This is a genomic window from Streptomyces sp. NPDC018964 (assembly GCF_044390325.1).
In the GTDB taxonomy this organism is placed as follows: domain Bacteria; phylum Actinomycetota; class Actinomycetes; order Streptomycetales; family Streptomycetaceae; genus Streptomyces.
Map to the genome: position 1 here is coordinate 88262 of NZ_JBIRYZ010000023.1, position 11963 is coordinate 100224.

Annotated in this window: 10 protein-coding genes; 6 read left to right on the forward strand and 4 right to left on the reverse strand. The window is 72.7% G+C overall.

Annotation, left to right across the window (positions count from 1 at the left end):
* Positions 1-18 precede the first annotated feature (18 nt).
* From ACH5AO_RS29485 to ACH5AO_RS29495, 3 genes are all read right to left on the reverse strand, one after another.
* Complete coding sequence (locus ACH5AO_RS29485; protein WP_398929898.1) at positions 19-1188, reverse strand: 3-deoxy-7-phosphoheptulonate synthase; 1170 nt, start codon at positions 1186-1188, stop codon at positions 19-21.
* Between the two features lie 117 nt (positions 1189-1305).
* Positions 1306-2943 carry a carboxylesterase/lipase family protein gene (locus ACH5AO_RS29490; RefSeq protein WP_398929900.1) on the reverse strand — a complete coding sequence of 546 codons (1638 nt, stop codon included), beginning with the start codon at positions 2941-2943 and terminating at the stop codon, positions 1306-1308.
* A gap of 186 nt (positions 2944-3129) precedes the next feature.
* Positions 3130-4350 carry an IS701 family transposase gene (locus ACH5AO_RS29495; protein ID WP_398929902.1) on the reverse strand — a complete coding sequence of 407 codons (1221 nt, stop codon included), beginning with the start codon at positions 4348-4350 and terminating at the stop codon, positions 3130-3132.
* A gap of 487 nt (positions 4351-4837) precedes the next feature.
* Here ACH5AO_RS29495 and ACH5AO_RS29500 point away from each other — a divergent pair, with 487 nt between their 5' ends.
* From ACH5AO_RS29500 to ACH5AO_RS29515, 4 genes are all read left to right on the forward strand, one after another.
* Positions 4838-5452, forward strand: coding sequence for a hypothetical protein (locus ACH5AO_RS29500; protein ID WP_398929904.1), 615 nt, complete (start codon positions 4838-4840; stop codon positions 5450-5452).
* Between the two features lie 606 nt (positions 5453-6058).
* Entirely contained in the window at positions 6059-7180 is a 1122-nt protein-coding gene (locus ACH5AO_RS29505; RefSeq protein ID WP_398929906.1) for a bifunctional DNA primase/polymerase, read from the forward strand.
* Positions 7167-8684, forward strand: a complete 1518-nt coding sequence (locus tag ACH5AO_RS29510; protein WP_398929908.1) for a phage/plasmid primase, P4 family — start codon at positions 7167-7169, stop codon at positions 8682-8684. The genes ACH5AO_RS29505 and ACH5AO_RS29510 overlap by 14 nt, the downstream gene beginning before the upstream one ends.
* The gene (locus ACH5AO_RS29515; protein ID WP_398929910.1) at positions 8681-9082 is read left to right on the forward strand and encodes a DUF6009 family protein; all 402 of its coding nucleotides are present in this window, start codon (positions 8681-8683) and stop codon (positions 9080-9082) included. Before ACH5AO_RS29510 ends, ACH5AO_RS29515 begins: the two co-directional genes overlap by 4 nt.
* Positions 9083-9092: 10 nt before the next feature.
* Here the strand turns inward: ACH5AO_RS29515 and ACH5AO_RS29520 are convergent, their stop codons facing one another.
* A complete protein-coding gene (locus ACH5AO_RS29520) occupies positions 9093-9857 on the reverse strand; it encodes an SDR family oxidoreductase (RefSeq protein WP_398929973.1) in 765 nt (254 codons plus the stop codon).
* A 279-nt stretch (positions 9858-10136) separates the two neighbouring features.
* Here ACH5AO_RS29520 and ACH5AO_RS29525 point away from each other — a divergent pair, with 279 nt between their 5' ends.
* Positions 10137-10856: an HAD family hydrolase gene (locus tag ACH5AO_RS29525; RefSeq protein WP_398929912.1), complete on the forward strand. Its 720-nt coding sequence runs from the start codon at positions 10137-10139 to the stop codon at positions 10854-10856.
* 301 nt (positions 10857-11157) lie between these two features.
* Positions 11158-11802, forward strand: coding sequence for a ScbR family autoregulator-binding transcription factor (locus tag ACH5AO_RS29530; RefSeq protein WP_398929914.1), 645 nt, complete (start codon positions 11158-11160; stop codon positions 11800-11802).
* The last annotated feature ends 161 nt before the right edge of the window (positions 11803-11963 follow it).

Below are 11963 nucleotides of genomic sequence, written 5' to 3' on the forward strand. Positions count from 1 at the left end.
TGGGTCGTGCGGCGGGGGTCACCGGTGCCATGCGGACACCACGGAGACGGCCTGGCCGACGTTGAGCCGCGGGTCGCAGAAGGTCTCGTAGGCGTCGCCGACCAGGCCGTCCGCCCGCGCGTCGGGAACGCACTCCACGACGGCGTCGGGCGTGGTCTCCAGGTGCAGTCCCCCGGCGGTGCCGCCGTGCCGCACGACCACGTCGTGGAAGACGGCGACCTCCCGTGCGGCGGACTCCACGTAGCGGGTCTTGAATCCGTCGGCGGTGGTGACGGTGTTGGCGTGCAGCGGGTCGGTGAGCCAGATGACCGGGTGGCCGGCGTCGCGCACCGCCTCCACCAGCGGGGGCAGCGCGTCGGCCACCCGGTCGGCGCCCATGCGCGCGATGAGGGTGAGCCGGCCGGGCTCGCGCCGCGGGTCCAGGCGGCGGCACAGCTCCAGCAGGTCGTCCCGGGTGATGCCGGGGCCGACCTTGCAGGCCACCGGGTTGACCACCCCGGAGAGCAGCGCGACGTGCGCGCCGTCGGGCCGGCGGGTGCGTTCCCCGATCCACGGCCAGTGCGTCGAGGACAGCAGCAGCCCGTCCTCCGCGCGCCGCAGCAGCGGGACCTCGTAATCGAGCAGCAGGGCCTCGTGGCTGGTCCACACCGCCGGGTCGATGCCCCCCGCCGGCGGGGTGCGGTGCCATCCGAGGTGGCGGATGATGTCGTCGGCCGCCATGTAGCAGGTCAGCAGGCGCAGCGGGTCGGGGCGGCGGCCCTCCGGGGTGGGTTCGGGGTCGTTGACCATGTGCCCGCGGTAGACGGGCAGTTCCAGGCCGGCGATGTGTTCGGTGGGGCGCGAGCGCGGTTTGCCGAACTGTCCGGCGATGCGGCCCACGCGGATCACCGGCTTGCCGGTGATCAGCTTGAGCGAGCCGGCCAGCAGGTCGAGCACGGCCGCCTTGCGGGCGACGTCCCCGGCGGTGCACTCGGCGGGGTTCTCCGCGCAGTCGCCGGCCTGGACCACCAGCGCCTCGCCCGCGGCCACCCGCGCCAGGTGGCTGCGCAGCAGGCGTACGTCGTCGGAGCGCACCAGCGCGGGGCGGCCCGACAGGTCCGAGCGGACGCGCAGTACCTGGGCCGGGTCCTCCCAGTCCGGCTGCTGGGAAGCGAGCTTCAGATCGATGTCGAGCAATGATTTGTCCACGAATGTCTCCAGACGAGAGCGAGGGCGGTGCGATGAGGGCCTCGGTGCGCACGAGGGAGGACTGAGGGGGGCTTCACCGGGTCCGGGTGGTCGTCCGCCGCGTCGAAGCGACGCGTGTCACAGGCGTGGTGTCCAGCCGACCGCGTCCCAGAAGCCGAGCTGGGCGAGTTTGGGGGTGTGGACGACCTCGGCGGTGGCGGGGCCGCCCAGGACGAGGGTGCTGGGTGCCTCGGGGGTGAACGCGGGCCAGTCGGGAAGGTCCGGGGAGCTTGGCCGGGAGGTCCGGGCGAAGGCCGCCACCGAGTCGATGAGGAGGTCGGACAGCAGGTGTTCGGTGCGGCCGCGGCCGAAGACGTCGGCGAGCCGGGGCAGCCGGTGGGTGCCGAAGAGGAACGGCGAGGTCGCCTCGTGCGGGGTGCCGAAGTGGGGGGCGCGTGCCGGGTGGGCGAACTCCATGGCGTACAGCGCGGTGCGGCCGTGGCGGGCGTGCCGTTCGGAGAACCGGACGATCTGATGCCGGAACAGCGCGTCGCCCCAGATCTCCGTCCACAGCGACAGCGCGTCGGCGGGCAGGTTCCCGTCCCGGGCTGCCGTCCGGTAGGCGCTCAGGCAGGCGTCGGCGAGGTCGTCGCCGGCGTCCGGTTCGGCCAGGCGCAGGACGGAGCGCACGGCCCGGCGCAGTTCGGCCTCGTCGCGGGGGGCGGGTGCCGGCTGCGGGGATCCGGGACCGGTGTAGAAGGAGCCCTCCGTGCTGGTGTGGACGGACAGCACCGGCACGTCGGGCGTGGGCAGCAGGTGGTCGTAGCCGGGCATGGTGCGCCCGTCGAGCACGGGGCCGCGATACCAGCGTCCGCTGCCGACGATCCGTCGCCCGGGCGGCGCCGCGAAGATCTCCTCCCACGCCCCGGTGAGCGCGGCCGCCGGAACGTCGCGCAGCCCGGCGACGGTGGTGCCCAGGCGCCGGGCGACGGCTTCGTAGGCGGTGCGCGCGTCGTCGGGGGTCAGCGCGGTCGCGGGCGGGGTGACGTGGCTGGGGCTGATGGAGACGATACGGCGGATCAGGCCGCGCAGTTCGGGCAGCAGTGCCAGCTGCCAGGCGCTGGCGCCGCCGGCGGAGGTGCCGCACACGGTGATGTTCCCGGGGTCCCCGCCGAAGGCGGCGGCGTTGGCGTGCACCCAGTGCAGCAGCGCCCGCTGGTCCTGCAGGCCCCAGTTGGCGAAGTGCCCGGTCTCCGGGTCGGCGAGGTCCTCGTGCAGGCCGAATCCGAGGACGCCGAGCCGGTAGTTGAAGGTGACGACGACGAGGTCGCCGCGTTCGGCCGGGCGGGCGCCGTCGTAGACCGGCAGGCTGCCGGCGCCCGCCTGCCAGCCGCCTCCGTGGATGTAGACCAGGACGGGTCGGGCGCCCTGCGGATCGGGCGTCCAGACGTTGGCGTACAGCGAGTCCTCGCTGCTGGGCGGCACCGGACGGTTGGGGACCGCGCTCTGGAAGGAGACGTCGGTGAACCTCAGCGCCGGGCGGACGCCGTGCCAGGGCAGCGGCGGCCTGGGGGAGGCGAAACGCAGCTCGCCCAGCGGCGCCCGGGCGTAGGGCACGCCCCGGAAGACGGTGACGGCGCCGACGCGCTCGCCGGCCACCGGCCCGCCCGAGGTGCGCACCACGACCCGGGCCCCGGTCCCGGCAGGCGTGGAGGGCTCGGCCGGAACGAAGGCAGGGGTGCCCCGCACGCCCGCGGCCTGCGGCTGGCTGGTCATGATGAACTCCTCGCACACACGGACGGATTGGTCCGCCGATCGTGTGACGGGAGTTCCGGGGGCATCAAAGCACGCCGGGGCAATACGTCAGCTCCGTGGCTGGATCACCACCACAGCTGACGCAGCGGCTGACAAGGAGGCTGACAGCAGTCGCTCAGGCAGCGTACGATGCGCCGCTCCCAGCGCTCACGAGGCCTGGGCCACCTCCATCTCCGGCTGGGCCGTTCCCGACAGCACCGCCACGGCGTGCGCCGCCGAGGCGAGGGTGGCGTGACGGTGCCAGCCGTTGTAGGAGCGGCCGGAGAAGTCCCGTATGCCCACCCGTTCGGCGACCTCGGCGAAGTCCCGGTCCACACGCTGGAGGAGGCGGCTCAGCCGCAGCAGCTGGGCGGGGCGCAGATCGGCGATGTCGGTCAGCCACAGTTCGGCCGGCCAGCGGCCGCCGTTCTCGCCGACGCCGAGCAGGAGCAGGTCGCGGTGGGAGGGGCGCCGTGCGGTGTGCCGGGACAGCCGCACCCGGACGGCGGCGGTCAGCCCGGTGTGGACGGCGCCGCCGCCGGGGCCCGGCTGACGCTGGATGACCGGCTGGCGCAGCGGGCGGGCCATGAGCATGATCTGGTGCGCCGCCGTCTCCAGGCCTGCGGCGGTGCGCGGCATTCCCGGATCCACGGCGGTCAGCCGCAGGTTGGCGCTGACCCGCAGCAGCATCGGGGCGCCGGCGGCCTGCAGCATGCGGACGGCGCCGGCGGCGTCCGACTCGCGGGCGTCCATGACGACGGGGCGCACGGGCAGGCCCCAGTCGCGGGTGATGTCGAGATAGGCCTCGATGCCGGCCTGGTCGAGGGTCTCGGGGAGCACGCTCTCGGGGATCGCCGCCCGGCGGCGGCGGGCCTTGTCGTCCAGCCAGGTCTCGGGCAGGTGCAGGCGCCAGTTGACGGGGGTGCTGTGCTCGTCGGAGACCGCCCAGACACCCACGGCCTGCTGGGCGTTCATCGTCTGGCCCTGGCTCGGGCAGAAACGGCGGTCGACACCCACGGAGTTGTCGCCCGCCTTGGGTATCACCATCGGCCGCAGCACGTAGGCGCGGGTCGGGGAGACCTCCTCCAGGTGGTGGGCCAGGGCCCGCCGGACCGGCTCCCAGTCCCATGTGGACACGCTGATGAAGTGGTGCAGGCTCTGTTCGGCTGCCTCTCCTCCGAACAACGAGGAGATGTTCCGGATCGACTTGCGGCCCTCGACGCCGAGCAGGCCCTGGAGGTACTCCATCCCCCGGCGGCGCTGGTCACTGCGCGGGAGGGACTTGAAGAGCACCGAGGTCAGTTCCTCCAGGACGTTCTCCTGGGGGGTCTCCCGCACCAGACGGGACAACTCGGCATCGTAGACACGCGTGTGCGTCCTGGTCTGCATCCCCGTTCCACCTCACCACTTGGTCGGCGGGCCCCGGCCGCTCGGCCAGGCCTGCGTCTGTGCGGTTGACACCGGGTGGTCATCGATCTGAAGACGGCCCGGCTGGATCTGGCTGTGTCGGCAGCCTCGGAGGGGGCATCCAAGGAGAGACCAAGGCGTAGGAAACGTGCAGGTCAACAGCTGTTTCTCCACTCACGGGCGCGAGCGGTCCGCCGTGGGGGAGCGGACCGGACGGGCGCGGTCGTCCGGCTGCGGAGGGCCGTGGAGGCGTCCGGGCGCGACGGAGGGGAACCGGACAGATCTGCCCGCGGGCGACGAAGGGGCGCGGTCTTCGGCCACGGGGGGGCAGCTCGGGCGGCCGGGCGGGGAGCGCGGTGCTGCCGTCGGTGTTGGGCGGTGCTTCGCCCCGCCTCGACCGGGCGGGCCGAGGCTCGGGGCGACGACGCACACGCACCGTCCTGAACGGCCCGACGACGAGGGAGGCGGTATGCGATCCGAGGAGAACGGGGCGCTGTCGGCCCGCTGGCTGATGGTTCCCGCGGGGCTGGACGTCGAGATCACCTCGCCGCGCGGCGCCCGGCAGAGCTCGGACGGCGGGCGCTCCCCGTCCGAGCGGCCCGGCGGGCGGGTGCGGCAGCTGCCCCGCCGGGCCGGGCCGGGACCGTACGACAGGCTCGCGGAGCGTGCGGACGTGCGGGAGGCGGTGGCCTACCTGGCGAGCGAGGCGTACGGCATCCCCGTGACCGTGGGAGGGAGCTGGGCCGAACGCCACTGGGCGGGCGGCGTACCGCTGATCAGGACCGACGAGTGGGTCTTCACCGCCGTTCTCGACCCGGAGCCCGGACGGGTCGGCGGTGACGCGTCGCGGCTGCTGGCCGGACTGCTCCTGCTCTTCCCGACCGAGGCCCGCAGGGAGCGGTTCGAGCGCGGCACCCTGCTCCGCGGGAAGGTCCCGGCCGGCGGCTGGCACACGGACTGCGTCCCCGGCCTGGAGACGGGCCCGGGCTCGGGGCCGGTCCCGTCGTTCCCGTACGGCGGAAGGACCCGCCTGCCCCCGGCCGCAGCCGGGGGCGAGGACCTCGAGGGCCGGGCAGCCGGCTGAGCCGGCCGGGGAGCCGTGTCGGCCGTCGCGCACTGGCCCGTCCGGCGCCCCGGGGTCCTTCCTGGACCGGCCCGGTACGTGAGGCGGTTTCGAACCCGCTGGAGAGTCGCTGGGGTCGCTTCGGTCGCTGGCCCCGGAAGGTCCCGGAGGCGGGCGTTCCGGCGTTCCGGAGGCGGCCGGGGGCGGTGAGCGACTGAAGCGCAGCGACCGTCTCGGGGAAGGGTCTCCTTCGGTCGCTTATGGAAAAGCGCAGGTCAAGCGTCTTGCTTGAGCTGCGGTAGCGACTGAAGCGACCGAAGGCCCCTATATATGAGGCCACTGGAGTGTGTGCGTATGCGCGTGCGCGTACGCGTGTACACGTTATATATAGACCCCTTCAGTCGCTTCAGTCGCTATTGGATCAATCGCAAGCCTGTGACCTGCTGTTTTTCGCAGCTACTGACGAAGCGACCGAAAGTCGTCCAGTCGCTGGCCCCGGTCCGGTCCGGTCGCTCGGGCGGAAAGGTGTCCGGAATCGTTTCTCCACACAGGCTCCTCCTTCGTCACTCGCGATTCGCTAGTCTGTTCCTCGTTTTGAGTCGCTTCGGTCGCTGACGGGGGAGTTGCATGGCCGATGAACTGGGGTTCTCACGCAGCGACTTACCCGAGCCCGCGCACGCCCGGCAGAGCCCTTCCCGTTCGCTGGCCACCGCCCGGTGGTGCGCGGGCCGAGGCTGGCCGGTGCATCCACTGGCCCGGGGACGCAAGACGCCCCCGGGCAACTGCGCGGCCTGCCGGGAGCACGGGCACACCTACCGGGGCTGCCGCTGCCCGGCGGCCGGCCGCTGGTGCCACGGGTTCCGGGCCGCCACGCTGGACTTCGCGCGGATCGAGCAGTGGTGGGGGGCCAACCCCGGCTTCGGGGTCGGGATCTCCTGCGGTCCCGCGGGCCTGGTCGTCGTCGACGTCGACGCGCACGCGCGCCGGCTGCCCGACCGGGACCGGCTGCTGCCGGGCATCGAGATCTCCGAGGCCGTCGACCTGACCGGACTCGCCAACGGCTTCCACACGATCGGCGTGCTGGCCGCTCTGCGGGGCGTCACGAGCCCGGCGGAGGACGAGACGACCCTGAGGGTGCGTACGCCCTCGGGCGGTCTGCACGTGTGGTACAGGGCCCATCGGGGGCACCGGTGGCAGAGCTCCGCCGGTTCCGGCGGCGGCCGTGCGCTCGCCTGGCAGGTCGACATCCGGGCGCACGGCGGTTACATCGTCGCCCCGGGCACCGTGACAGAGGCGGGCGCGTACGAGCCGGTGGGACGGGTGCGTGAGCCCGCGCCGCTGCCGGACTGGCTCGCCCGTGAACTCCAGCGCACCGGGCACCTGCCGCCCGCGCACGTGCCCGCGCCCCGCCCGGTGCCGCCGCGCGCCCGGCAGGCCGTCCTGGCCGCCGGAGGCGGGCGCTTCGCCGCGGGACGCGCGCTGACCGTCCTCCTGGCCGACGTGGCCGCCTGTGCCGCCGTCCCCGAGGGAGCGGGCTTCACCGAGAAGCTCAACCGGGCGGCCTACACCGCAGGCGGCCTGGTCGCCGCGGGCCTGCTCGACGAGGAGGAGGCACAGCGGCTCTTGACGGAGGCGGCCGCGCGCGCCCGGCCCGGGCAGCGCCGGCGCTACGGCGCCGTCATCCGCGGCGGTCTGAGTGCGGGCCGGACGCGTCCGCTGTCCCTGGGAGGCACGCATGACCTCCGGTGACGACGACGTCCTCTTCGACGCCCGGTCGGTCGCCGCGCAGATCCTGGCCCAGCCCCCGAGCCGGGCCCTGCTGCAGCCCCGCGAGCAGGCTCCGTACACACCGGAACCGGTCGGTGAGGCCACGGCCGCCGGGCTGCTGCCGGACACCCTGACCGACCGCGGCAACGCCAAGCTGTTCGTCAAGCTCTACGCCGACGACTACCGGCACGTCCCCGGTCTCGGCTGGTTCCGGTGGGACAGCACCCGCTGGCAGATCGACGAGGACGACACCGTGCTGTGGGCGGCCGGGGACCTGGCGGAGGCCATCGCCACCAACGACCCGCGGGGCGTCCACAGCACGGCCGCGCTGCAGCAGCACCGCCGTCGTGCGCTGAGCACCAGCGGCATGAACGCGATGCTCGCCCAGGCCAAGTCCGCCCCCGGCATGGTGCTCAACGCGACGCTGCTGGACACCGACCCGTACGCGCTGTGCACGCCGGCCGGGATCGTCGACCTGCGCACCGGCCTGGTGCGCAGACCCGACCTGAACAAGGACTTCCACTCCCGCTCCACCACCGTGGCCCCCGAGCAGATGCCCACCCCCCGCTGGGACCGGTTCCTCACCGACACCTTCGGCGGCGGTCCCGAGGGCACGGAGATGATCGACTTCCTGCACCTGCTGCTCGGCTACTCCATCACCGGAGATGTCGGCGCACAGGTCATGCCGTTCCTGTTCGGCTCCGGCAAGAACGGCAAGTCGGTTCTGCTGGACGTCCTGATGAAGCTCCTGGGCGACTACGCCGACGCCGCCCCGCCCGGCTTCCTGATGACCAGGCCGTACGAGGGACACCCCACGGACCTGGCCGAACTGCACGGCCGGCGCGTCATCGTGTGCAGCGAGGTGAAGCCCGGCGACCGTTTCGACGAGGCACGCGTCAAGCTGCTCACCGGCGGCGACCGCATCAAGGCGCGCCGGATGCGCCAGGACTTCTTCAGCTTCCAGCCCACGCACAAGCTGTGGCTGCTGGGCAACCACCGGCCGGAGGTCGGCACCGGAGGGTTCGCGTTCTGGCGCCGGATGCGCCTGATCCCCTTCGAGCGCGTCGTCTCCGACGACCACAAGATCGACAACCTGGCGGACATCCTCGTCACCGAGGAGGGGCCGGGCATCCTCAACTGGCTCATCACGGGCGCACGCCGCTATCTGACGGGGGAGAAGGACCTCACCGGACCCGAACGCGTGCGCATCGCCACGACCGTCTATGCCGAGACGGAGGACCACACGGGCCGGTTCCTGAGCGAATCCTGCCGGGTGGAGCCCTCTTTGCGGGCGGAGCAAACCCGGCTCTACGCGGTCTACCGGACGTGGTGTCAGAATGAGGGGGCCCCGGCCGTCTCGTCCCGCGCGTTCGCCGCGCGCGTCCGAGAGACGGTGGGACTGGCGTCGCCCAAGGAGATGATCCTGTCCAACCAGCGGAAGTACTACCCCGGTATCGGACTGGTCGCGGACGAGGAGACAGCATGAGCGCCCTCATCGCAGAGGACGAGATCGTCGACGAGATGGAGCTCGTCTGGCTGGAGGACATAGCCGGGCTGGACTACGTGCGCCAGAGCCTGGACCGGCTGCCGACCCGCCGCGGCAGGCCCGCCTACCACCGCGACGGGCGCATGGTCGGGTACGCGCTGCTCGGCCCGGAGGCCAAGCCCTCCCGTTCCTCGGGCACCTTCCGCCGGCGCGTCTTCTGGCTGCTCCCGCACGACCGCGACACCGCCCCCGAGGGCCTGTACGCCACCGGGGCGCCCGCGGAGGCCGTGGACCCGCGCACCCTCGCCCCGGGCAGCAAGGGCTGCAAGACGGAGCGTTCGGAGGGCGGCCCGCCGTCCTCGGCGATGCGGGAGCTGGGCATCACCCTGCCGCTGTGAGCGCCCCGCCCTACAGGCCGGTGCCTCCGGACGCGTCGATGCACTGACCCGTGATCCAGCGGGAGTCGTCCGAGGCGAGGAAGGCCACGATGTCAGCGATGTCCCCGGGGTGCCCCATCCGGCCGAACACGGACAGCGCGGCGTGCGCGGCCTCCTCCTCGGGCGTCGACCAGCGCCGCTTGTTCAGGTCCGTCTTCACGAACCCCGGAGCCACGCAGTTCACCGTGATCCGCCGGGGCCCCAGTTCCTTGGCGAGGGTGTGCGTGAGCGTCTCGACCGCGCTCTTCGCCATGGAGTACACGAGCGAGGAGGGCAAACCCACCCGGGTGGCCGCCGAACTGATGTTGATGACGCGGCCCCCCTCCCGCAGCCGCGACAGCCCCTGCTGCACCAGGAACAGAGGCGCTTTGGCGTGCACGGCCATCAACCGGTCGAAGTCCTGGGGAGTCACGTCCGCGACACCGCCGCGGACGTTGAAGCCGGCGTTGTTGACCAGGATGTCCAGGGCCGCCGGTTCACCCAGCCGCTCGAGCCCGGAGTCGAACCGCTCGTACAGCGCCTCGACGTCGCCGGGCACGCCGAGGGGGGCGCACACGGCGAAGGCGCGCCCGCCGCGGTCCTCGATCAGTTCGACGGTCCGGCGGGCCGAGGCCTCGTCGCTTCCGTAATGGACGGCGATGAGCGCGCCGTCCGCGGCCAGCCGGCAGGCGATGGCCCGGCCGATGCCCCGGCCCGACCCCGTGACGAGAGCCGTTCTGCCTTTCAGCGCATTCATCATCGCCCCCTGTTCCCCCGGCGCCGGCAGGTCACCGGCAGCCCGCGCCAGTCTTCCAGTTCATGCACACGTTCGTCGAAGGAGCGCGCGCCTGCTTTCGGGGTGCGGTTCCTGAGGACGGGGCGGACGCAGAACGCCCGGGCCCATTGATAAAACCGCACGCCCGGTTTAATCTTTTCCGCGGGCGACCCGCCGCCGAGGTGATCGGCGCAGCTCGTCGCCCGACATCATCAGGCTCCGCACGCGGTGTCCGTGCGGCTCGACGCTAGGCGGTCCCCAGTGTCCTTCCGACAGGTGCGTCTGATCGCGGTCAACATCGACGGAGTGTTGCTGAACGACACCTTCAGTCCGGTCATCCACCGGTTCGTGGTGCGCCACGGCGGCGTCTACACCGCCGAACTGGAGCGGGCGGTGCTGTCGCAGTCGCAGCTCCGGGCCGCGGCCGTCCTGGGCCTGCCGGGGACGCCCGAGGAGGTCGTGCGGGCGTACTTCGAGGAGCGGGAGCGGTACCTCGAGGAACACCCGGTGCGGGTGCTCGACGGCGCCGGCGAGCTGCTGAGCCGGCTGCACGCCACCGGGGCGTCCCTGGTGTGCTACGGGGGGCTCGGACGCGCCCACTTCGACCGCCACCTGGCGCCGTTCGCCGGGTACTTCGACGGGCCCGGATACGTGTGCACCGACGCGTTCCGCCCCGGCGTCCGGGAGATCGCCGAGGACGTCTTCGGGCTCCGCTGTGACCAGGCGCTGTTCATCGACGACGTCGCGCGGGTGGCCGAGACCGCGCAGCGGCTGGGAGCGGCCTTCATCGGGCACCCGACCACCTACGAGCACAGTTTCCAGAGGCAGTTGATGCGCGAGGCCGGGGTGCGCCACATCGTCGGAACGCTCGACGCGATAGACGCGCGGCTGTTGCGGACCGTCGACGCCGAGGTCGCCGAGGGCCGTCTGTGGCGGTCGCCGGCCGAACCCGCCGCGCAGCGGGTCCCCGCACTGTCCTGACCCCGGGCGCGCCCGCGGCCCCGCATGGAAACAAGCACTCCGGAATTTTTTACCTGCTGCGCCGTTCCCTCCTCGGGGGACGGCGCAGCACGCTTCGACCGGTCCCTCTTCCGGCGACCTGACCAGTGGGATTCCGCTGTCGTCCGGCCGAGTGGCGCTCTCCCGGAACCGGTGCGGGAGGGCGAAGAGAACTTGGACACCCTGGTGCAGCGGTTGACGAAAGCCTAAGGTACCTTCTAGACGGTTTTTTATGAGCGATCGTGCCCTGCAGCAGAGTGCGGTTGGCTGAAGGGGAGGTCCAGTGGCGCAGCAGGAACGAGCGATCAGGACCCGCCGGGCCGTGCTGGAGGCGGCCGCGACGGTTTTCGCGGAGCACGGATACACCGCGGCGACCGTCGCGGACATCCTCAAGACGGCTGGGGTCACCAAGGGCGCGCTCTACTTCCATTTCGACTCCAAGGAAGCGCTTGCGCAAGGCATCCTCGAGGTGCAGACGGAGCAGCGGGTCCCCGAACAGGAGATCAAGCTCCAGGAGTTGGTGGACATCGCCATGACGGTGGCGCACCGGATGGTGCACGACCCCCTCCTGCGGGCCGGCGCCCGGCTCTCGGCCGATCCCGTCGGCCGCAAGTACTACGGAAGCGCCTGGACGCAGTGGGTCGACGTGCTGACGGAGGTCGTGAGCCAGGCCCACCAGCGCGGTGAGACCCTCTCGCACGTGGTGCCGCGGGAGGTCGCCGAGATGGTGGTCGGCGCGTTCAACGGGGTGCAGCTGTACTCCCAGCTCGAGACCGGCCTGCAGGACGTCGAGTACCGGGTCTCGGTCCTGCTGAAGCACCTGCTCCCCTCCGTCGCCTCGCCCCCGGTCCTGATGCGTCTGGACGTGGCCCCGGACCGCGGAGCCCGGGTGGACGGCGAGATGGAGCTCGCGCCCGCGTCGGCCTGACGCGGGCGGTGCACGGCCGAGGACCGCTGCGGTGGGGGGCCCCCCCCCCCCCGGGGCGCCCCCCCCCCCCCCCGCGGCCCGCCCCCCCCGGCCCCCCCCCCCCCCCGGGAGGGGCGCGCCCCCCCGCCCCCCACCGCCCCCCCCGCCCCCCGCACCCACCA